General features: G+C 62.7%; 21 protein-coding genes and 1 pseudogene. 13 read left to right on the top strand and 9 right to left on the bottom strand.

The annotated features are described in order from the left end of the window. Nucleotides 1-173 precede the first annotated feature (173 nt). The 3 genes from DLM46_RS04705 to DLM46_RS04715 all read left to right on the top strand — a co-directional run bounded on the left by DLM46_RS04705 (nt 174) and on the right by DLM46_RS04715 (nt 2,091). Nucleotides 174-383, top strand: coding sequence for a hypothetical protein (locus DLM46_RS04705; RefSeq protein WP_115099600.1), 210 nt, complete (start codon nt 174-176; stop codon nt 381-383). Nucleotides 384-565: 182 nt separating this feature from the next. Continuing rightward, nucleotides 566-1,000, top strand: a complete 435-nt coding sequence (locus DLM46_RS04710; RefSeq protein WP_115099601.1) for a CHRD domain-containing protein — start codon at nt 566-568, stop codon at nt 998-1,000. A 119-nt stretch (nt 1,001-1,119) separates the two neighbouring features. Continuing rightward, nucleotides 1,120-2,091, top strand: a complete 972-nt coding sequence (locus tag DLM46_RS04715) for an alpha/beta hydrolase (protein ID WP_115099602.1) — start codon at nt 1,120-1,122, stop codon at nt 2,089-2,091. Here the strand turns inward: DLM46_RS04715 and DLM46_RS04720 are convergent. Continuing rightward, nucleotides 2,061-2,903, bottom strand: a complete 843-nt coding sequence (locus tag DLM46_RS04720; RefSeq protein ID WP_115099603.1) for an EcsC family protein — start codon at nt 2,901-2,903, stop codon at nt 2,061-2,063. The two genes, DLM46_RS04715 and DLM46_RS04720, sit on opposite strands and share 31 nt — an antisense overlap. A gap of 115 nt (nt 2,904-3,018) precedes the next feature. On the opposite strand from DLM46_RS04720, the pseudogene DLM46_RS04725 reads away from it, so the two are divergent. Beyond that, nucleotides 3,019-4,650, top strand: a pseudogene (locus DLM46_RS04725) (MDR family MFS transporter); the annotation flags it as partial. A 30-nt stretch (nt 4,651-4,680) separates the two neighbouring features. Further along, nucleotides 4,681-5,184 (top strand): MarR family winged helix-turn-helix transcriptional regulator, encoded by a 504-nt coding sequence (locus DLM46_RS04730; protein WP_115099605.1) that lies wholly within the window; start codon nt 4,681-4,683, stop codon nt 5,182-5,184. 141 nt (nt 5,185-5,325) lie between these two features. On the opposite strand, the gene DLM46_RS04735 is transcribed toward DLM46_RS04730, so the two are convergent. Continuing rightward, nucleotides 5,326-6,603 carry an amino acid deaminase gene (locus tag DLM46_RS04735; protein WP_115099606.1) on the bottom strand — a complete coding sequence of 426 codons (1,278 nt, stop codon included), beginning with the start codon at nt 6,601-6,603 and terminating at the stop codon, nt 5,326-5,328. A 147-nt stretch (nt 6,604-6,750) separates the two neighbouring features. On the opposite strand from DLM46_RS04735, the gene DLM46_RS04740 reads away from it, so the two are divergent. The 3 genes from DLM46_RS04740 to DLM46_RS04750 all read left to right on the top strand — a co-directional run bounded on the left by DLM46_RS04740 (nt 6,751) and on the right by DLM46_RS04750 (nt 9,600). Beyond that, a complete protein-coding gene (locus DLM46_RS04740) occupies nt 6,751-7,641 on the top strand; it encodes a MurR/RpiR family transcriptional regulator (RefSeq protein WP_115099607.1) in 891 nt (296 codons plus the stop codon). Nucleotides 7,642-7,644: 3 nt separating this feature from the next. Then, the gene (locus DLM46_RS04745) at nt 7,645-9,126 is read left to right on the top strand and encodes an N-acyl-D-amino-acid deacylase family protein (RefSeq protein WP_115099608.1); all 1,482 of its coding nucleotides are present in this window, start codon (nt 7,645-7,647) and stop codon (nt 9,124-9,126) included. An 81-nt stretch (nt 9,127-9,207) separates the two neighbouring features. Continuing rightward, nucleotides 9,208-9,600, top strand: a complete 393-nt coding sequence (locus DLM46_RS04750) for a RidA family protein (RefSeq protein WP_115099644.1) — start codon at nt 9,208-9,210, stop codon at nt 9,598-9,600. A 154-nt stretch (nt 9,601-9,754) separates the two neighbouring features. Here DLM46_RS04750 and queF read toward each other — a convergent pair whose 3' ends face one another. The 3 genes from queF to DLM46_RS04770 form a co-directional block, all read right to left on the bottom strand. Further along, nucleotides 9,755-10,579, bottom strand: coding sequence for an NADPH-dependent 7-cyano-7-deazaguanine reductase QueF (gene queF / locus DLM46_RS04755; protein WP_115099609.1), 825 nt, complete (start codon nt 10,577-10,579; stop codon nt 9,755-9,757). Next, nucleotides 10,576-11,478, bottom strand: coding sequence for a 5'-nucleotidase (locus tag DLM46_RS04760; protein WP_115099610.1), 903 nt, complete (start codon nt 11,476-11,478; stop codon nt 10,576-10,578). The genes queF and DLM46_RS04760 overlap by 4 nt, the downstream gene beginning before the upstream one ends. A 402-nt stretch (nt 11,479-11,880) precedes the next feature. Continuing rightward, nucleotides 11,881-12,084 (bottom strand): cold-shock protein, encoded by a 204-nt coding sequence (locus DLM46_RS04770; protein WP_008922053.1) that lies wholly within the window; start codon nt 12,082-12,084, stop codon nt 11,881-11,883. Between the two features lie 332 nt (nt 12,085-12,416). On the opposite strand from DLM46_RS04770, the gene DLM46_RS04775 reads away from it, so the two are divergent. Both DLM46_RS04775 and DLM46_RS04780 read left to right on the top strand, forming a co-directional pair. Continuing rightward, complete coding sequence (locus DLM46_RS04775; protein ID WP_115099611.1) at nt 12,417-13,862, top strand: NAD-dependent succinate-semialdehyde dehydrogenase; 1,446 nt, start codon at nt 12,417-12,419, stop codon at nt 13,860-13,862. A gap of 93 nt (nt 13,863-13,955) precedes the next feature. Then, a complete protein-coding gene (locus DLM46_RS04780; protein WP_115099612.1) occupies nt 13,956-14,555 on the top strand; it encodes a GNAT family N-acetyltransferase in 600 nt (199 codons plus the stop codon). A gap of 164 nt (nt 14,556-14,719) precedes the next feature. Here the strand turns inward: DLM46_RS04780 and DLM46_RS04785 are convergent, their stop codons facing one another. Next, a complete protein-coding gene (locus tag DLM46_RS04785) occupies nt 14,720-15,271 on the bottom strand; it encodes a cytochrome b (protein ID WP_208866234.1) in 552 nt (183 codons plus the stop codon). A gap of 603 nt (nt 15,272-15,874) precedes the next feature. Between DLM46_RS04785 and DLM46_RS40885 the strand changes: the two genes are divergently transcribed. The 3 genes from DLM46_RS40885 (at nt 15,875) to DLM46_RS04795 (ending at nt 16,793) form a co-directional block, all read left to right on the top strand. Continuing rightward, entirely contained in the window at nt 15,875-16,006 is a 132-nt protein-coding gene (locus tag DLM46_RS40885; RefSeq protein WP_279635158.1) for a hypothetical protein, read from the top strand. 60 nt (nt 16,007-16,066) lie between these two features. Continuing rightward, complete coding sequence (locus tag DLM46_RS04790; RefSeq protein WP_115099613.1) at nt 16,067-16,465, top strand: hypothetical protein; 399 nt, start codon at nt 16,067-16,069, stop codon at nt 16,463-16,465. A 79-nt stretch (nt 16,466-16,544) separates the two neighbouring features. Then, nucleotides 16,545-16,793: a hypothetical protein gene (locus DLM46_RS04795; RefSeq protein ID WP_115099646.1), complete on the top strand. Its 249-nt coding sequence runs from the start codon at nt 16,545-16,547 to the stop codon at nt 16,791-16,793. Nucleotides 16,794-16,978: 185 nt separating this feature from the next. On the opposite strand, the gene DLM46_RS04800 is transcribed toward DLM46_RS04795, so the two are convergent. The 3 genes from DLM46_RS04800 to ilvA form a co-directional block, all read right to left on the bottom strand. Next, a complete protein-coding gene (locus DLM46_RS04800) occupies nt 16,979-17,233 on the bottom strand; it encodes a hypothetical protein (RefSeq protein WP_115099614.1) in 255 nt (84 codons plus the stop codon). Nucleotides 17,234-17,467: 234 nt separating this feature from the next. Further along, nucleotides 17,468-18,640 (bottom strand): 4-hydroxybenzoate 3-monooxygenase, encoded by a 1,173-nt coding sequence (locus tag DLM46_RS04805; protein ID WP_115099615.1) that lies wholly within the window; start codon nt 18,638-18,640, stop codon nt 17,468-17,470. A 181-nt stretch (nt 18,641-18,821) separates the two neighbouring features. Then, nucleotides 18,822-19,844: threonine ammonia-lyase, biosynthetic (gene ilvA, locus DLM46_RS04810; protein WP_115099616.1), on the bottom strand; the 1,023-nt coding region annotated here is incomplete at its 5' end.

Raw genomic sequence — 19,844 nt, forward strand, 5'->3', positions numbered from 1 at the left:
GAGGTGGCAGAGCGAAGAACAGCGGGAGGAACAAGGCAGGAGGGCGAAAAAAAACGCGGCCGAAGCCGCGTTAAAGATTTGGAGACATCCCTCGATGAAGGAGTCACTTCTCGCAATCCGAAGCATAACCGAGCCAGCGCAAAAGATTAATTACGAAATGCACAATTAACTTTTTGAAAATATCGACGAAAGCGTCGGCAGGACGTTGTTTCGCAAGCCAGGCCGATTACGTGCTGTCGTGCCGCACCGATGTGCGCATTGAAGGCGTCGCGCATATCGGCGCGAACGGCAACGCGATTGAAACGCGAGTGTTCGGTACGGACGCGCTGTCGTCGAGCAAGTACCGGGGCGTGATGACCACGGGTATCCGTGACCGCCTCTGAAGTGCGTCACTTTGGAACGAAAAGCACCGCTCGCGGTGCTTTTTTCATTGGCGAATACGCGCGCATAGGCGTCACATCAGGCAACCCGCAGCGCCAACATGTTCGAAGGATTTGCACTAGTATGTGGTGGCTCCGCGCGGCCGGGTTTTCGGTGCGGCGGTGCATCAAGTCCGGAGAAGACCATGATTGCGCTTCGAAAATTGAATCTGGCGGTGGTGTTGTGGGCGTTGGCGTCGGGTGTCGCCTTCGCGGACACGGTGGCCTTGAGGGCGGACCTTGAACCGTCGAGCGAAGTGCCGCCGCGTGTGAGTCATGGGCATGGCATGTTGAACGCCACGTTCAATACGTCGACCAAGACCCTGCAATGGTCGATCACCTATGAGGGGCTGAGCGGCCCGGCAACCGCAGCGCATTTCCACGGTCCCGCGCCCGTAGGCCAGAACGCCGGCATCCAGGTGCCGATCGGGAAGAGCGCGCTCGCCAGCCCGATCAAAGGATCGGCGGCACTCACTGAACAGCAGGTGACGGATCTGATGGCAGGGCAGTGGTACTTCAACATCCACACGGGACAGAACCCGACGGGCGAGATTCGCGGGCAGGTCTTGCCGGCGAACTAGGGCGTCGGGAATAACACGTTCGCAGGAGCCGGCGGTTTTCAAGATTAGAATCCGCCGCCCACAGACGCATCGGCGAACGCACGTACCATGACGGGACACTATCGACGGAGCGCGTCCCAATGAGCTGGCAAAGTGCACTCGCCTGCTGGTATCTGCGCAAGCAATTTCGGCCGCAAACTCTCAAGCCGCACGTCAATGTCGAGAAAGCGCGCGCGTTGACGGCGAGGCGCGTCTGGTCGCCAGGCGTGCCCGCCGGCTGGCGTCTGCGCGAATTGTACGGGCCGCACGACTGGCCGCTGCACGGCGAGTGGCTCGAACGCATCGATGGCGCGTCTACCGCCGGAATCCCGCCGACGCTGCTGTATTGCCACGGCGGCGGCTATTACTTCTGTTCGCCGCAGACGCATCGCTCGCTGACGTTCGGTCTTGCGACGCGTGCCAATGCGCCGGTCTTTTCGCTCGACTACCGGCTCGCGCCGGAACATCGCTTTCCGGCGGCGCTCGATGATGCGAGCGCGGCCTATCGCCGGTTGGTCGCCGATGGCACGCCGCCCGAGTCGATCGTCATCTCGGGCGATTCAGCGGGCGGCGGGCTCGCGCTAGCCACGCTCGTCGCCTTGCGCGATGCCGGCGACGCTCTGCCGGCAGGGTGTCTGCTGTTCTCGCCGTGGACCGATCTGGCCGCCGCCGGCGCCACCATTCGCTCCAACGACGGTCTCGATCCGATGTTCAGCGGCCCCGCGGTCGCCCGCGCGGCGCAGGTCTATCTCGGCGACGCGTCCGCTATGCATCCGTACGCGTCGCCGGTCTACGCCGACCTGCAGGGCTTGCCGCCGCTCTTCATCATGGCGGGCAGCACCGAAGTGTTGCTGGACGACTCGCAACGCGTTGCCGACAACGCGCGCGCCGCGGGCGTCGTCTGCGAACTCGAAGTGTGGAAGAAGATGCCGCACGTCTGGCCGCTGTTCACGCCCTTCATTCCGGAAGCGAACCGCGCGCTCGACCGCGCCGCGGCTTTCGTGCGGCGCGTGACAAGTGGAGCGACCGGGCGCAGCGCCGCTCAGCGGTCGAGCGCGATGTCGATTGTCTGATAGGCGGCCTCGACCGTTTCCTGCCCGTATTGCCGCTCGAGCCGCCGCACGGTGAAGTGGCCGTGCGCGACCTGCTGGAAGTGGTCGATGAACACCGTGTTGACCATCGCGCCGAGCACCGCGCCGATCGCCGGAATCGACTTGGCGGCGACCTGCTCGCTCACTTGCACCGAGAAACGCGCGGCAATCGTGTTGAGCAGGCGCAGCAGCGCGGCGGAACCGTGCGCGGTGAAGCCTCTTGTGGCGATTTCGGATGAAGCCTTCGACACCGCCTGCGCCAGCGCGCCGCGCATGATGAAGTAGCCGAAGTCGGCATCGTCGTCGGATTTCGACGTGCCGCCCATACCCAGCACTGTCAGACACTGCAGCTGCGTGTCGATCGAGGACAGATCCTCGCCTTCGCTGCGCGCAATGTCGCAGATCGAGCGAAACATCAGCGTGGTGGTCACCGGCAACTCGACGGGCAGCGCGAACAGGCCGAATGCGCCGCCGGCCGCGCCGGTGCTCGCCACCGCGAGCTTGTGCAGCAGATTGCTCGGCTTGTCGGGCGCGCTCAGCGGCACCGCGCCGGCCTGTCGTCCAAGCGTGCGCAGGGCGAGCGCCAGACACTTGCGCAAGGCCAGCTCCGTTGCCTCTGTGACCTTTTCGTTGGCGAAAGCCGGCATCCGGGACATCAGCTTCTCCAGCGGCGAACCGACGATGCTGGCCAGTTTCATCGTCAGCGCGGGGCTTTCCAGTTCATGTTTCGCGCGCCGCAGCGCGATCAGATTTTCGTTCGATAACGATTGTGCAGCGAGCGAACCTGGCTCCATGTGCCTCCCTGGCGTCATGTGTTTTCCATTCTTCAGCTGATTGGATCCGATTGGGCGGCGCGCTTAACGCCGCCGCGATTCCCGAGTTTAGAACGGTGCATCGTGGTATGATTCCGCAATATTTGACGCGTCAACTGTTGCGCTATCAAAAATGGCTGTCCACACCGCGGCTCACCACTCGAGTGGGCAAGTTTTACCCTTCCGTGAATCGCTATTGGCGATGCTCGGCATTTCCTTCGTTACGATGCTGGTCGCGCTCGATCAGACCGTGGTGGGCACCGCGCTACCCACCATCGTGTCGGAGCTGAAAGGTTTCGAGCTTTACGCGTGGGTCGCCACGTCGTATTTGCTGACCTCGGTGATCACCGTGCCGATTTTCGGCCGTCTCGGCGATTACTACGGGCGCAAACCATTCGTGATCGCATCGATCGTCGTGTTCACGGGGGCGTCGGTTTTGTGCGGCGCCGCCAATAACATGCTGTTCCTCGTGCTCGCGCGCGGTTTGCAGGGTATTGGCGGCGGCATGCTGGTCGGTACGGCGTTCGCCTGCATTCCCGATCTCTTTCCCGATTCGGTCGTGCGTCTGCGCTGGCAAGTGCTGATGAGTTCGGCGTTCGGCATCGCGAACGCAGTGGGTCCGTCGCTCGGCGGCTTTCTCACGCAGTACTACGGCTGGCGATCGGTGTTCTATGTGAATCTGCCGGTCGGCTTGTTGTCGTTGTTCTTCGTCTGGCGCTTCCTGCCGCATCTGCGGCACGTCGAGCACAAAGGCAAGATGCGGCTCGACTGGCCCGGCGCGTTGCTGATTGCGGTGTTGCTCGGCTCGCTGCAATTGTTCGTCGAGTTGTTGCCGAAACACGGCGTCACCTTCGGTGCGTTCGCCCTGCTGGCGTTGAGCGTCGCATCGGCTTACGCGCTGTGGCAGTGGGAAAGGCGCTGCCCGACCGCGATTCTGCCGGTCGATATGTTCCGCAACCGCAGTCTCTCTGCCCTGTTTACGCTCGCGGTGCTCGGTGGCTTCACGATGTTTTCGCTGCTGTTCTACGCGCCGTTGCTGTTCCAGGGCGGCTTCGGCATGTCGCCGAAAGAAGCGGGGCTCGTCATCACGCCGCTCGTCGTGTTCATTACGATCGGCAGTATTTTGAATGGGCGGATCGTCTCGCGCGTGCGCAATCCGAATCTGATGCTGTACGTCGGATTCACGCTGGTCGCGCTTTCGTGCCTAGGCGTGGTCGTCGCCACGCGTTCGATGCCGCAATGGCTGCTGATGTCGTTCATGGTGCTAGGCGGTGTCGGCCTCGGTTTCGTGATGCCGAACCTGACGATCTTCGCGCAGCAGAGCGCCGGACGCGAGCACCTCGGCATCGCTACGGCGCTGCTGCAGTCGCTGCGGATGATCGGCGGGATGATCGGCACGGCGCTCACCGGCACGCTGGTCACGCACATGTACGCGAGCGGCGTGCGCAGCGCGCTGGAAAACGATCACGCGTCACAGTGGTTCGCCGAGCTGGGCGACCCGCAAATCCTGATCAATCGCGATGCGCAAGCCACCTTGCTCGGGCAATTGACGCATGCCGGCCACAACGGCGCGATGCTGCTGGAAACCGCGCGCGAGGCGCTGGTCGCGGCGATTCATCTGGGTCTGGCGCTGGCGGCGATGATTGCTGTGGTGTCGGTGTGGCAAAGCCGCCGTGTGCCGCCGATCAAGCTCCAGCGCAAGCTCGAGCCGGTGATTCACGCGGACTGATTTTTCGACTTACCGTTTTACTGACCCATCATGGAAGAACAGGATCGCGTCGCCGTCGTGCAGCAATTCGGCCGCACCTACCGGGCGTTCATGTCGGCATTCGAGGCGCACGTCGGCCATCCGTTGCCGCGCTGGCGCATTCTGCTGGCACTGCACGAACAGGCCGGCGAGTCGTCGCAGAAGCGGCTGGTCGAGCGCTTGCGCGTCGATCCGGGCGCGCTCACGCGGCAATTGAAAACGCTGGAAGCGCTTGGCTGGATCGCCCGCAGCATGGATGCGCGCGATAACCGCGTGACCAATGTGCGCCTGACCGAAGCGGGGCTGTCGGCGACGGAAGCCAGCTTGCCGCGTCGTAACGCATTTCTGCACGACACCATGGCGAGTCTGCCGGACGACGCGCTGGCCGCGCTGTCGGGCGCATTGAAGCTGCTGGAAGTGCGGATCGGCGAAGTGGCGGCCGCAGCGGGCGCCAGCGCCGCCGCGACGCAGGCGCCTGAGGCGGTGGTGGACGCCGGCCCGGAGCGCGAGGCGTGAACGCGGGGTTCTGGCGCGAAGCTCGAGCGCAGGATTTGAGCGCAGGGTTCGAGCGCAGGGTTCGAGCACAAGGTTCGAGTGAATACTCCCCTGTGACGAGCGGCGCGCCACCCCGCCTGCAGCGCGCCGTTTTCGGCCTGATCAGAAGAACGTTTCGATCACCTCGGTGACGCGATACGACGGATCGAGCACCAGCACCTGACGCCATTTATCGAACGTCAGACATGGGTGGGAGATGTCGAACGCGATCATGTCGCCCACCTTCAGATCGGCGCCAGCCGGGATCCGCAGATACGCATGCTGATCCATCAAGCCGAAGATTTCCCAGCCTTCGCTCGCCGCGACATCGCGTGGTGCCGCTGTGCCCGGACGATAGTGGCGCGCCGGCTCCGGCATGCCCGCATCGAAAGCGGAGTCGCGCTTGCCGAGACCGATGATCGCGCGATCCGGTTCCGGAATCGACTGCACATACGCCCACAATTGCAGCGCCGGCAGCAAGCCCTCCCCCATTTTCTTCGCGACCGGATTGCGCGCGAAGATGTCCGTCTGCGCTTTGCGGTAGATGCCGACGTCATGCGTCAGATAGCAGCCGGGGCGCAGCACGATTTCGACCTTGCCGGTTTCCGACGCCTTCACGAATTCTTCCGCGACCACGTCATACCAGGCCGAACCCGCGCCTGACAAAACGGCCGGCGTACGGGCAAAACGCCCTTCATCGACGAGCGCGCGCGTGACGGCAACAGCGCTTTGCAGAAACTCGCGCACTTCGTGCTCTTCCTTGAGCACCCCTTCATACAACTCGACACCCGCCAGCTTCAACACGTCCGGATAACGCGCGATTGCATCGAGCACCGCGTTGCGCTGTGCGTCGTCGCGCACGCCGGTGCGGCCGCCCGGCACGCCGAGTTCGAGCAACACCTGCAGCGGTTTGCGCACCGATGTGAAGAACTGGCCCAACTGCTCGACGCCTTCGGCCGAATCGACAAGACAGAAGAATTCGAAATCGGGATCGCTCAGCAACTCGGCGATCATCATCATGTTGCGGCGGCCGACCAGCTGATTGGCCATCAACACCCGCGAAACGCCGCCGTGATATGCGGCGCGCACCTGATGCGCGGTGGCGAGCGTAATGCCCCATGCGCCCGTTTCGAGCTGACGGCGAAAGAGCTGCGGCGACATCGTGGTCTTGCCGTGCGGTGCGAGCTTGACGCCGTACTCGGCGACGAACGCCTGCATCCACTTCAAGTTGTGTTCAACGCGATCCGCGTACAGCACCGCGGCGGGCAGACTGACGTCCTCGTTCAACAGGTTCCACTCGAGGCGCGCGGCATCCGTGAGCTGGATGCTGGTGCCTGGAACCATGCCCAAGCCCTTGCTATAAGGATCAATCGTTGCGCCTTGATAGTTTGTAACTTTCATGTCTCCCTGCTCCATCGTCCAGTTGAATAGAATCAAAGTTGACTTTACCATGTTACCGAAAGTACGATAACCGAAGAAATGTTATTTAGTACCACGACTTGCGCGGCCACGCTCACGGGCGGCTGCGTTGGCTTTCCACAGTCCGCAATGAACTCTACCGCCGAACCGCTGGCTTTCGACATCGTCGCGCGCATTGCCGAATGCGCGCCGGAGTTGCGTTCGGCCGAACGCAAGGTCGCCGCGCTGATTCTCGACGATCTGACCGGCGCGTCGCGCGCGAGCATCGGCGCGCTCGCGCAGCAGGCCGAGGTGAGCGTGGCGACCGTGACGCGCTTTGCCAAGGCGGTCGGTTGCCGCGATGTGCGGGAATTGAAGCTGCGGCTTGCCCAGGCGGCCGCGGTCGGCCAGCGCTTTCTGCAAGCGGGCGCTCCCACGGACGCACCCGAGCCGATCGCCACCCGCGTGTTCGACGAACTGCAGACCGCGCTTGCGCATAACCATCAATTGCTGCGCCAGGCACCGCTCACCGAAGCGGCAGCCGCATTGCGCGCCGCGCGGATGATCTACGTGTTCGGCATGGGCGGCGGCTCGACTGCGCTCGCCGACGAGATGCGTTTCAGACTGGTACGCCTCGGCCGGCCTGTCGCGACCTACCAGGACGGGCTGTTGCAGCGCATGGTGGCGAGCACGGTATCGCGCGAGTGTGTCGTGATTGCGTTGTCGACAACGGGCCGCGTGCCGGAGATGGTCGAGAACTGCCGGATCGCGCGCAGTTACGGCGCGACCGTGATTGCGCTGACCGCGCCGGCTTCGCCGCTCGCCACGCTGGCTGATTGGGTGATCCCGATCGTCGCGTTCGAGACCGATTTCATTTACAAGCCGTCGTCGTCGCGTTACGCGATGATGATGGCGCTCGATGTGCTCGTCACCGAACTTGCCGTCAGTCAGGGTGATGAGAGCCGCGAATTGCTGCGCCGCATGAAGCACGCGCTCGATGCGCACCGTGGCGGTGGCGATCGACAACCGTTAGGAGACTGATCCATGCATTCGCATCCCGAAGCCGCCGATACGCTGATCGTCGGCGCGCAACTGTATGACGGCACGGGCGCACCGCCGGTCGAACGCGACGTCGCGATCCGCAACGGGCGCATCGTCGCAATCGGCAATCTGTCGAACTGGCTCGCCGAAGAGGTCGTCGAGGCCAATGGCCGCGCGCTGGCGCCGGGCTTCATCGATGTTCACACGCATGACGACACGCACGTGATCCGTTCGCCGCAGATGCTGCCGAAAATCACCCAGGGCGTGACGACGGTGATCGTCGGCAACTGCGGGATCAGCGCGTCGCCGGTTGCGTTGAAGGGCGATCCGCCCGATCCGATGAATCTGCTCGGCGAACGCGACGCGTTCCAGTATCCGACCTTTGCCGAGTACGTAAAGGCGGTCAACGCCGCGCGGCCCGCGGTGAATGTCAGTGCGCTGATCGGGCATACGGCATTGCGCAGCAACCAGATGGACCGGCTGGATCGCGCGGCAACGCCGCAGGAAATCGAAGGCATGCGCGCGCAGCTCGAAGAGGCGTTGTCGAATGGTGCGCTGGGCCTGAGCTCGGGGCTGGCGTACGGCTCCGCATTTGCCGCGCCGACCGAAGAAGTGATGGCGCTGGCCGAGCCGCTCGCCGCCGCCGGCGCGCTGTACACGACGCACATGCGCACCGAGTTCGACGCGATTCTCGACGCCATGGACGAAGCGTATCGGGTGGGGCGTCATGCGCGCGTGCCGGTGGTGATTTCGCATCTGAAGTGCGCGGGGCCGTCGAACTGGGGGCGTAGCGAGGAGGTGCTGAAGTCGCTGGAGGGCGCGCGGCGCATGCAGCCGATTGGTTGCGACTGTTATCCGTATAACCGCAGTTCGTCGACGCTCGATCTGAAGCAGGTGACGGGCGACATCGACATCACGATTACGTGGTCCGAGCCGCATCCGGAGATGGCGGGCAAGCTGGTGAAGGAGATTGCCGCCGAGTGGGGCGTGACGCAGCAGGAGGCGGGCAAGCGCTTGCAGCCGGCAGGCGCGGTGTACCACAACATGTCCGAGGAAGACGTGCGGCGGATTCTGTCGCATCCCGCGACGATGGTCGGCTCAGATGGTCTGCCGAACGATCCGCTGCCGCATCCACGTTTGTGGGGCGCGTTTCCGCGCGTGCTCGGGCATTACGCGCGCGATGCCGGTTTGCTGCCGCTCGAAGAGGCGGTGCGCAAGATGACCAGCTTGTCGGCTCGGCGGTTTGGGTTGGCGCAGCGTGGCGAGGTGCATATCGGCTATCACGCGGATCTGGTGCTGTTCGACCCGGCGCGGGTGCGCGATGCCGCGACGTTCGAGAAGCCGCAGCAGGCGGCGGACGGCATCGACGCAGTATGGGTGAATGGGGTGTTGTCTTATCGCGATGGAGCCGTGACGGGCGAGCGCGCGGGACATTTTGTGGCGCGTGGCGCGGCGTCGAAGGGTGACGCGCACGGCGCGTTTTGAGTTCTGTTTTGAGTTCTTTTATTCGATGCGGTGCGCGGCGGTTTTGCTCCGCGCATGCCTGACTTTGTGAGGAGTTTGATGATGAAGCGATATGGCGTTGAAGGCGGGAAGGGGACCGGCGGTCAGCATATGCCCTTTGCTCGGGCTGTCGAAGCGGATGGCTGGTTGTTCGTTTCCGGGCAGACGCCGATGGAAAACGGCGAAGTGATCAATGGCGGGATCGTCGAGCAATCGCACAAGGCGATTCAGAATGTTTTCGCCATTCTGAAAGAAGCCGGTTATGGGGCGGAACATGTCGTCCGCTGCGGGGTGTGGCTCGATGATCCCCGCGATTTTGCTTCTTTTAATAAGGTTTTCCGGGAGTATTTTGGGGAGAATCCACCGGCCAGAGCTTGCGTGGTTTCTTCTATGGTGATCGATTGCAAGGTCGAGGTTGACTGCGTCGCTTATAAGACGCCGGCTGGCAAGGCCTGATCGTTTTTGCTTGTCGGGCGCAGGCGCTGAGCTTGCGTCCGGCCGGGCTGCGGCGAATATTCATGTGCGCGGCTCGCTCTCACACGTGGCCCCGAAGCCCGGCTGTCTCATCGCTTCAAGCGAGGCGCTCGTGCCCGCGAGCTAGCCGCGAAACTCACTGCCGCGCGGTGCGCAGATTGTCCGGCATCGGCAGATTGTAGTTGGTGCGGAACGGATTGATATCCAGCCCGCCACGCCGCGTGTATCGCGCGTAAACCGCGAGCTTCACCGGCTTGCACTGCCGCATGATGTCGACGAAGATCCGCTCGACGCACTGCTCATGAAACCCCGTGTGATTGCGATACGAAATGATGTACCGCAGCAGCCCTGCATGATCGATCTGCGGACCGACGTAATGAATCTGCACGCTGCCCCAGTCGGGCTGCCCGGTCACCGGGCAATTCGATTTCAGCAGATTCGAATAAAGCGTTTCTTCGACAGGGGCCTCGTCCAGCGCCGCGGTCAACAGCTTCGGGTCCGGATGATAGAGATCGGTATCCAGATCGAGCCGGTCGAGCGACAAACCTTCGAATTCCTCCAGTTGCAGCCGGCCGAACTCCACAGGCGGCGCCAGGTGCAGCGACACGCTCGCTCCGCACGCAGCCGAGACATCGCGCTTGATCGTATCGCGCACGATATCGATCGATTCGAATGCCGTCTGCGCAAACGATCCCAGATACAACTTGAACGACTTCGACTCGACGATATTCGGCGAATCAGCCGGTACGTAAAAAGTAGCCACCGCAATCTGCGGCTTGCCGCGCGCATTCAGCCAGGACAGCTCGTAGGCATTCCAGATGTCCGTGCCGAAAAACGGCAACTGCGCGCCAATGCCGATCGCCTCTCGCGCATTGCTGCGCGCGATCGGAAACAGCAGCGACGCGTCGTACTGTTCGGTGTAAGCGGAAGGCTTGCCCAGCGGTGATTGTTCGGGTGTCATGATGCGTTCACGATGCCACTCAGCACGTGCCCCGTCGCCGTCACGACGCGAGCCGATTCGCAGTGGCCAATTTGGTCGTCGAAGAAAAAATCCGGCTCGAACTCGCGCAGAAATGCGCTCTTGTCGAGGCCGCCGAGGAACATCGCTTCGTCGATTTCGATATTCCACGCCATCAAGGTGCGGATCGCGCGTTCATGCGCAGGCGCCGAACGCGCTGTCACCAATGCCGTACGAATATGCATCGGCGCGGCTTCGTCCGCGAGTTTCTGCAGCCGGTGCAGCGCTTCGAGCAACGGCTTCAAGGGGCCGTCAGCGAGCGGCAAATCCTTGTGGTGCATCTCGTGACCGACAAATGCCCGCAGGCCGTCCTTCTGGAACACGCGCTCGGCTTCGTCGGAAAACAGCACGGCGTCGCCGTCGAACGCGATCCGGATCTCGTCCGGATACTTGCTCGCCATTTTCGCCGATTCAGGCAACACGCGCGCAGCCGGAAAACCCGCGGCCAGCGCGTCGCGCACGTCGTCCTGATTCGCGGACAGGAACAACGACGCGTTCAGCGGCTTCAGATAGCCAAACGGCGCCCGGCCACGCGTAAAGACGCCTCGCTCGATGGCGAGTCCATGTTCGCGGCACGAATGAAACGCGCGCAGTCCACTGATCGGATCGCTGCGCGACAGGATCACCACTTCGACGCGGTGACCGCCCGCGTTCAACGCCAGCAGCTTGCGGATCAGCGGAAACGCCACGCCCGGCTTGGCGGGCACAGCCAGCCGGTCGCGCTGCAAGGCCTCATACGCTTGCAGGTCGCCGTCCTCGTACACGCGGTTCTCTTCCTCGAAGTCGAACAGCGCGCGCGACGAGATTGCCACTACCAGTTTGTCGGCGAGCGAAAGAGCCATCTGCGCGTTTCAGTCCAAAAAAATCAGCCGAGAATCAGGCGAGAAACAGCCGGTACACCGGATTGCCGGTCTCTTCCCAGTACGGATAACCGAGCGTCGCGAGAAAGCGCTCGAACTCGCCGTTCTCGCTTGCCGGCACCTGGATGCCGACCAGAATCGAGCTGTNGATGCTCCAGCAAGCCTTTTGATTGGCGCTTTCAGTTTTCTATCGGAAAACTATCGGAATCATTGCCTCGCGGGGACGCGAGTGGTCGCGCAAATAGTACGGAGCAAAGCTGAAGGAAACCTTAAGGGTCGGGGTCGGGAGCGGCGGGGGTCTTGCCTGCAGCGGCGCTGCGGTCGGTACGCTGCTGGCGCACAGCCAATCAATTGCGCAAGCCAAGGCAAAACCCCAAACCTACTTCACACTGGCTTGATATCCGCAGCCTGTTTGCCCTTCGGTCCCTGCTTGATTTCGAAGCTGACCTTCTGGTTCTCCTGCAACGACTTGAATCCTTCGGTTCGAATCTCCGAGAAATGTGCAAACAGATCTTCGCCACCGTCGTCCGGCGTGATAAAGCCAAATCCCTTTGCATCGTTGAACCACTTCACTGTACCGGTTGGCATGTCGACCTCGCTTGCACCTTAGTTGAGATTGGAGCTGCATTCGCCGTCCAGCGCCAGCTATCACCATCGCTGCTGGCTCCAGCCGCTTCCTGCAACTGCTGTTTGACTTTACGCCTGTTTGCGTGCCGATGCTTTGGCCGGATTTCTTCTGCTCCGGCCACCTCGCGGCAACACCGCTGCGGTGCGCCACGCACGAGCGCGCCGCCGGTGCGCTACCGCGCAATCAGATAAGATCTTCCCTATCGGCAGTCCATTCCGGGCCGCGCAGGTCCCCGCCCCCATCCCACGACCGACCGCGCAGCCTATCGTTCTCCCCCTCACAGGAACCCAGCATGGCCATCTCAAGCTATACCGATACCCGGCTTCTGATCAACGGCGAATGGTGCGACGCCGCCAGCGGCAAGACCCTCGATGTCGTCAATCCCGCCACCGGCAAGGCCATCGGCAAGGTCGCCCACGCCGGCATTGCCGATCTGGACCGGGCGCTGGCCGCTGCGCAACGCGGCTTCGAAACCTGGCGCAAGATCCCCGCCAACGAACGCGCGACGACCATGCGCAAAGCCGCGGCGCTGGTGCGCGAGCGCGCGTCGGACATCGCCCGCCTGATGACCCAGGAACAGGGCAAGCCGTTCGCCGAAGCACGCGTCGAAGTGCTGTCCGCCGCGGACATCATCGAATGGTTCGCCGACGAAGGCCGGCGCGTCTATGGCCGGATCGTGCCGTCGCGCAATCTGGCCGCGCAGCAACTGGTTCTCAAGGAGCCGATCGGCCCGGTGGCGGCGTTCACGCCGTGGAATTTCCCGATCAACCAGGTTGTGCGCAAGCTGAACGCGGCGCTTGCGAGCGGCTGCTCGTTCCTCGTCAAGGCGCCGGAAGAAACCCCCGCGTCGCCGGCGGCTCTGCTGCAGGCTTTCGTCGAAGCCGGCGTGCCGGCTGGTACGGTCGGCCTGGTATTCGGCGACCCGGCGGAGATTTCGGGCTATCTGATTCCGCATCCGGTGATCCGCAAGGTCACGTTTACGGGCTCGACGCCGGTCGGCAAGCAATTGGCCGCGTTGGCCGGCGCGCACATGAAGCGCGCGACGATGGAACTGGGCGGTCATGCGCCCGTCATCGTGGCCGATGACGCTGACGTCGCGCTGGCGGTCAAGGCAGCGGGCGGCGCGAAGTTCCGTAACGCTGGCCAGGTGTGCATCTCGCCCACGCGTTTTCTCGTCCACAACAGCATCCGCGAAGCGTTCGCGGCGGCGCTGGTCAAGCACGCGGAAAGCCTCAAGCTCGGCGACGGTCTCGCCGAAGGCACGACCCTCGGGCCGCTCGCCAACGCGCGCCGCCTCACGGCGATGACCAAGGTGCTCGACGACGCGCGCAAGACCGGCGCCAAGATCGAGACGGGCGGCGAACGCGTGGGCACCGAAGGCAACTTCTTCGCGCCGACCGTGCTGACCAACGTATCGCTCGAAGCCGACGTGTTCAATAACGAGCCGTTCGGCCCGATCGCTGCGATCCGCGGTTTCGACAAGCTCGAAGAAGCCATCGCCGAGGCGAACCGTCTGCCGTACGGGCTCGCGGGTTATGCATTCACGAAGTCGTTCGCCAACGTGCATCTGCTGTCGCAACAGCTGGAAGTCGGCATGTTGTGGATCAATCAGCCTGCAACACCTTGGCCGGAAATGCCGTTCGGCGGCGTGAAGGATTCCGGCTACGGTTCGGAAGGCGGACCGGAGGCAATGGAAGCTTATCTGGTCACCAAGGCGGTATCGGTGATGGCTGTCTAAGCCACGTTCAGCTACGTTCAGCCACGTTCTTCAACTCGATCCGCTAACCATGCCAGGTCCGCGAACGCCGGTTCGCGGACCTTTTTTATCGTCATGAACGACAACGTCCCGGGTTTCATTCAACCTGCGCTGACCGGCGCGACAGTCGAGCTAAGGCCGCTTCAGCAGGAACACGCACAGGATCTGCTCGACGCCGCCGCTGACGGTCAACTGTGGAACATGAAGCTAACCGTGGTGCCCGGGCCCGAAACCGTCGACAGTTACATCGCTACGGCATTGGCAGGAAAACAGGCCGGCACCGTGATGCCCTTTGTGATCGTCAGGCGCGATACCGGCTCGATTGTCGGCAGCACGCGCTTCTGGAAGATCGACCGGGTGAACCGGAAGCTGGAAATCGGCCACACGTGGCTGAGCGAGTCCGCGCAGCGCTCAGGTGTCAATACCGAAGCGAAATTCCTTCTGCTGACTCACGCGTTCGAAGTCATGCAGTGCGTGCGCGTGCAGTTCACCACCGACGAACTCAACGAAAAATCCAGAGCGGCGATTCTGCGGATCGGCGCCAAACAGGAAGGCATTGTCCGGCACGAACGCATCATGCCGGATGGACGCAAGCGCAATTCGGTGCGCTTTAGCATCATCGATTCGGAGTGGGCTGAGGTGAAGGCGATGCTCGAGCGCAAGCTCGCGCGATAAGCGCCCTACCGCCGCTCCCCATGCCCCTGACGCTGACCCTCGCCACGCAAACGCCCCAACTCGATCTCCCGCACGGGAGCATGCAGGCAGTTGCGATGACAATACAGGCATGCGCACAGGCATGAGCAGCGTCGCGCCTCTGCGCAAGCTCACGGGCAGCCCGATCAAGGCAGCATTCGCTGCAAGACCTGATCCTTGAGAACGAAGCGGTGAAACAGCGCGCCCGCGATGTGCAGTCCTATCAGCGCGAACAGCACCCAGGCGAGAACGCCATGAATGTCGCCCATTGCGTGACCGACTGGCGAACCCGTCGGCGAGAGACCGGGATAAGGCAGCAGGCCGAACAACTTGACGGACCATCCGCGCGACGATGCATTGGCCCACCCCAGCAGCGGCACCGCGACCAGCGCGACATACAGAAGCGCATGCGTGATGCGCGACACAACGCCTAGCAGCGGCGAAAGCGAAGCGGGCGCGGGCGGATGCGTCAGACGCCAGACTATTCTCACCACCACCGCCGCTATCAACGCCGCGCCAACGCCGAGATGCCACGCGATCAACCCCGTGGGCAGCGTGCCCTTGTGAATGTCGGGCATGGTCCAGCCGATCACGAACTGCGCGGCTATCAATATCACCACTAGCCAGTGAAGAAACTTTGCCATGCCGTCATAGCTTGCGGCGTATCGCGGAAAACCGGCTTCATCGGATCGAATCATCGTGAAATTTTCTAGTCGTCGTTTAGCGGCAGCGTGGTTGCGTCGTTGCGTCGTTGCGTCGTTGCGTCGTTGCGTCGTTGCGTCGTTGCGTCGTTGCGTCGTTGCGTCGTTGCGTCGACGCAGACCAATGTTGGCCGCAGGCGCTGGACATGCTACGGGCCAAACCTTAAGAAAAGCTGATGTCGCCCGGCCGGGGCTCTTCCTGGCGCATGGGCCGGCGGCACTTCGGGAGCGCGCAAAAAATACGGTTTTTGCGCGTATGGCGCAGCTTCCCTCTCGAGTCTGAAACTGAATGTTTCCGCCGGGCACGCGCGAAACGATAGGCCGCGCCGCGCACTGTGCGCTGGTTCGCCTCCGCGTGAATCAACCGCCATGAAGGCGCCCGATACGGTGTTGGGGGACTCTTTTCGTAACGCGCTCAACGGGTTGAAGGCAATCCTGGCACTTGCGGGCCGTCCCAACGCAGCGCCGGAATATCCCACCGGGTCTTCCCGCTTACGTCGCCATCGTGCAATGGAAGCGACACGTCCTGTTACACACGAACACACCGGTAATCTGGCCGCTCAGTAGAGTTCGATCAAACGCAAAGGGGAACGCAACGTCATGAAAAGAATTCTCACGCTGACGATTTTGGCAGTCACTCTCGGGAGTGCATTGGGCGGTTGCATCGTGGTTCCTTGGGGCGGCTACTACGATCATTATCACGGCCACGAACACGAGCGTGAACACGACTGAGCGGCTGAACGCAGGCTGCCCGGCTGTCCCTACCCTGAATAGTAAAACCGAGAATAAATCATGAGCATTTCACGAAACCACTGGTTATCGATCACCATCGTTGCCTGTCTGGGCATAGGCGCATCGTCGGTCGCGCTGGCCCACGTCGACGTCGGCGTGAACATCGGCATTCCTGGCGTCGCGTACGCACCCGAACCGGTGTACGCACCGCCCCCGCCGGTATACGTCCAGCCGCCTCCGGTGGTGGTCGTGAGCCCGGGCTGGTACGGCGAGCGCTATTACGACGGCCACCGCTATTGGGAACGCCGGGAGTGGGAGGAGCGTCACCACGACCACCGTGAGTGGCATGACGCGCGTGATTATCGCGGCGGCCCGCGTGGCGACTGGCGTGGTCACGATGGCGGCGGGCATGACGACTGGCACGGTCATGGCGGCGACCACGGCAGGGGCGACCACTAAAGCGCGGGCGACGGCGGCGTCGGTGATCGACGCCGGGCCACGCCAGCATTCGTGCCACATCATTTGCAGGAGCGACGATTTGCTACGCAGCGATCCACGGCGTGTAACGGCGCAGTTCGGCGGCACGTCCATTTCCGCCGAATACAGCGAACAGACCGGCCAATTGTGCTTGCGTCAGGACGGCGTCGTGCTCCGCGAATGGTTTCCGCCTCACTCGTGGATCGCGATTGCGTCGGTGGCGGGCGCGCGGCACTGGGGCACGAAACCCACTGACGACGACCTGCACGCGTTGCTGCGAAACGAGCTGACGTTGTTGCGCACGTCATAGCTGAGATTGGCGGGTGCAGGGTCGTCTTGTCGCGCGACAGAATCCGCGCTCACGTCCCCTGTTTTTGCAGAACGGGTGGAATGCAGGAAAGCTGAAAAATGCAAAAGGCCGGCCCGGATATCTTCCGGCGCCGGCCTTTTTCGATTCGACTCGTGAATAGCCTGGCGAGCCGTTTAGTGAGGCACTTAACGCGCGTTATAAATCGGCGGCGAGTAGGAGCTCAGCGTCGAGTCCGAATGACCGGCTTGCCACGTGCCGTGGCTGCCCGAACCATAACCGCTGGTATCGGCTTGCGCGGCATCTTTCTGTTCCGAGACGCGTTGTTCCGCAGCCTGGGTGTTTTGCTGCGCACCGGTGACCGGCTGATTCGACTGGGCAAACGAAGCAATCGGCGCGCTGAGAACAACAGCAACAGCGACAGCCTTGATGAGCGATTTCATGAAACCACCTCCAGAGATAGTTTTGTACGCGGTGCAGATGCGACCTCGATATGACCTCGACGTGACCTCTGTACAGCCCATCACCAAAGTCTAGGAGGGCAACGCTCGCGGATAAATCCTCGATTCCTGAATTCTCTGTTGCTTTGGGAAGGACAATCGCAACGCCCGCTCATCACGCGATTGCCTTATGCGCAGGGCGCACTCCGCATGCGCCCCGCCCGCTCACGCAGCTTCTCACACCGGTGCGACGCCCACATAGTTTTCCGCCATCGCGGTGGCAGCCGCGCGCGAAGTCGTCACGTATTCGAGTTCGGCGACCTGCAGTTGCTGTTCGAATGGCGACGCGCCTTCAATGCGGTGCATCATGCTCGTCATCCAGTACGAGAAGTGCTCGGCGCGCCAGACGCGCTTAAGCGCGGTTTCGCTGTAGCTGTCGAGCAGATCGCTGCGGTTTTCGACGTAGAACGCGTCCAACGCGCGAGTCAGCACCCGCACGTCGGCGACGGCGAGATTCATGCCCTTGGCGCCGGTCGGCGGCACGATGTGCGCGGCGTCGCCGGCGAGAAACAGCCGCCCATGCTGCATCGTGGCCGACACGAAACTGCGCATGCCGACGATGTTCTTCTGGAAGATCTTACCGTCCACGATTTTCTGGCCGTCGTGCGAATCGACGCGTGCATGCAGTTCGGCCCAAATTCTGTCGTCGGACCAGTTATCGACCGAATCCTTTGGATCGCACTGAAAATACATGCGTTGCACGTGCGCTGAACGCGTGCTGACCAGCGCAAAGCCGCGATCGTGACGTGCATAAATCAATTCGTCCGATGAAGGCGGACCTTCGCAAAGAATGCCGAACCAGCCGAACGGATAGACACGTTCATAGTCTTTGCGCAAAGCGTGTGGAATCGATGCGCGCGAGACGCCCTGCGAGCCGTCGCAGCCGATCACGAAGTCGCACTGCAACTCGTGCTCCTCGCCTTCGTGACGATAGCGGATCGATGGGGTTTCCGTGTCGAGGCCGCGCAGCGACGTATCCGACACGTTGAAGCGCAGCGCCGCGCCGGCGGCGACGCGCGCGGCCACCAGATCCTTGATGACTTCGTGCTGCGCATAGACGGTGATCGAATGGCCGGTGAGTCCGGTCAGGTCGATACGCCGCCGCTTGCCCTCGAACGCGAGTTCGAAGCCGTGATGCAGCGCGCCTTCGGCCTTCATCCGCGCGCCGACCCCGGCATCGGTGAGCAGGTCCATCGTGCCCTGTTCGAGCACGCCGGCGCGGATGGTCGATTCGATCTGTTCGCGGCTGCGTGATTCGAGCACGACGGATTCGATACCGCGCAAATGAAGAAGATGGGAAAGAAGCAGGCCTGCCGGCCCGGCACCGATGATGCCGACTTGGGTGCGCATGAGTTGTCTCCTGAATGCGGCGATTGATTTGCATTCAGTTTGACAATCATGAGGTCTATCGCGCAATGCGATATGAAGGATAAGCAGTATCCAATTTTGAGATAAAGGAACGCCGACGCCAACAGCGACACCGACGCCAGCGAAACCGGGTGACCACGCGCCACCGCGCAAAAGAGTTCGGCTACGCAAGAAACAGCCGGTACACCGGATTGCCGGTCTCTTCCCAGTACGGATAACCGAGCGTCGCGAGAAAGCGCTCGAACTCGCCGTTCTCGCTTGCCGGCACCTGGATGCCGACCAGAATCGAGCTGTAGTCCGCGCCCTGGTTGCGGTAGTGGAACAGGCTGATATTCCAGTTCGGCGCCATCGACGACAGGAACTTCATCAGCGCGCCCGGCCGCTCCGGAAACTCGAAGCGAAAGAGCCGCTCGTCATGCGCGAGCGGCGAGCGGCCGCCGACCATATAGCGGATGTGCTGCTTGGAGAGTTCGTCGAACGTCAGATCGACGGTGGAAAAGCCGTGCGCCTCGAACGCGCCCGCGATCTGCGCGGACTCGCTGCGATTCCTGATCTGCACGCCGACGAAGATATGCGCCGAATCCGCATCCGCGATCCGGTAGTTGAACTCGGTCACGCTGCGCGTGCCGACCAGCTCGCAGAAACGCCGGAAGCTGCCGCGCTCCTCGGGAATCGTCACCGCGAACACCGCTTCGCGCGCTTCCCCGACTTCGGCGCGCTCGGCGACGAACCGCATCCGGTCGAAGTTCATGTTCGCGCCCGACGTGATCGCGATCAGCGTCTGGTTCTCGATGCCTTCGCGCTCGGCATACTGCTTGGCGCCGGCCACGGCCAGCGAACCCGCGGGCTCCAGCACGCTGCGGGTGTCCTGGAACACGTCCTTGATCGCCGCGCATAGCGCATCGGTGTTCACGAGCAGCACGTCGTCGAGATATTCGCGGCACAGCCGGAAGGTTTCCTCGCCGACCAGCTTCACCGCCGTGCCATCCGAAAACAGCCCGACGTCATTCAGCGTGACCCGCTCACCCGCCTGCAGCGACGCCGCCATCGCGCACGAATCGTCGGTCTGCACGCCGATCACCTTGATCTCCGGGCGCACCGATTTCACGTACGCCGCGACCCCCGCCGCCAGCCCGCCGCCGCCGATCGGCACGAAGATCGCGTGGATCGGCCCCTGGTGCTGGCT

It is taken from the genome of Paraburkholderia lacunae, from assembly GCF_003353175.1.
In the GTDB taxonomy this organism is placed as follows: Bacteria; Pseudomonadota; Gammaproteobacteria; order Burkholderiales; family Burkholderiaceae; genus Paraburkholderia; species Paraburkholderia lacunae.

Excerpts from the sequence above, each read along its gene's own strand:
- DLM46_RS04710 (WP_115099601.1), top strand. The coding sequence starts at position 566 with ATGATTGCGCTTCGAAAATTGAATCTGGCGGTGGTGTTGTGGGCGTTG.
- DLM46_RS04715 (WP_115099602.1), top strand. The coding sequence starts at position 1,120 with ATGAGCTGGCAAAGTGCACTCGCCTGCTGGTATCTGCGCAAGCAATTT.
- DLM46_RS04720 (WP_115099603.1), bottom strand. The coding sequence starts at position 2,903 with ATGGAGCCAGGTTCGCTCGCTGCACAATCGTTATCGAACGAAAATCTG.
- DLM46_RS04730 (WP_115099605.1), top strand. The coding sequence starts at position 4,681 with ATGGAAGAACAGGATCGCGTCGCCGTCGTGCAGCAATTCGGCCGCACC.
- DLM46_RS04735 (WP_115099606.1), bottom strand. The coding sequence starts at position 6,603 with ATGAAAGTTACAAACTATCAAGGCGCAACGATTGATCCTTATAGCAAG.
- DLM46_RS04740 (WP_115099607.1), top strand. The coding sequence starts at position 6,751 with ATGAACTCTACCGCCGAACCGCTGGCTTTCGACATCGTCGCGCGCATT.
- DLM46_RS04745 (WP_115099608.1), top strand. The coding sequence starts at position 7,645 with ATGCATTCGCATCCCGAAGCCGCCGATACGCTGATCGTCGGCGCGCAA.
- DLM46_RS04750 (WP_115099644.1), top strand. The coding sequence starts at position 9,208 with ATGAAGCGATATGGCGTTGAAGGCGGGAAGGGGACCGGCGGTCAGCAT.
- queF (WP_115099609.1), bottom strand. The coding sequence starts at position 10,579 with ATGACACCCGAACAATCACCGCTGGGCAAGCCTTCCGCTTACACCGAA.
- DLM46_RS04760 (WP_115099610.1), bottom strand. The coding sequence starts at position 11,478 with ATGGCTCTTTCGCTCGCCGACAAACTGGTAGTGGCAATCTCGTCGCGC.
- DLM46_RS04770 (WP_008922053.1), bottom strand. The coding sequence starts at position 12,084 with ATGCCAACCGGTACAGTGAAGTGGTTCAACGATGCAAAGGGATTTGGC.
- DLM46_RS04775 (WP_115099611.1), top strand. The coding sequence starts at position 12,417 with ATGGCCATCTCAAGCTATACCGATACCCGGCTTCTGATCAACGGCGAA.
- DLM46_RS04780 (WP_115099612.1), top strand. The coding sequence starts at position 13,956 with ATGAACGACAACGTCCCGGGTTTCATTCAACCTGCGCTGACCGGCGCG.
- DLM46_RS04785 (WP_208866234.1), bottom strand. The coding sequence starts at position 15,271 with ATGATTCGATCCGATGAAGCCGGTTTTCCGCGATACGCCGCAAGCTAT.
- DLM46_RS40885 (WP_279635158.1), top strand. The coding sequence starts at position 15,875 with ATGAAAAGAATTCTCACGCTGACGATTTTGGCAGTCACTCTCGGGAGT.
- DLM46_RS04790 (WP_115099613.1), top strand. The coding sequence starts at position 16,067 with ATGAGCATTTCACGAAACCACTGGTTATCGATCACCATCGTTGCCTGT.
- DLM46_RS04800 (WP_115099614.1), bottom strand. The coding sequence starts at position 17,233 with ATGAAATCGCTCATCAAGGCTGTCGCTGTTGCTGTTGTTCTCAGCGCG.
- DLM46_RS04805 (WP_115099615.1), bottom strand. The coding sequence starts at position 18,640 with ATGCGCACCCAAGTCGGCATCATCGGTGCCGGGCCGGCAGGCCTGCTT.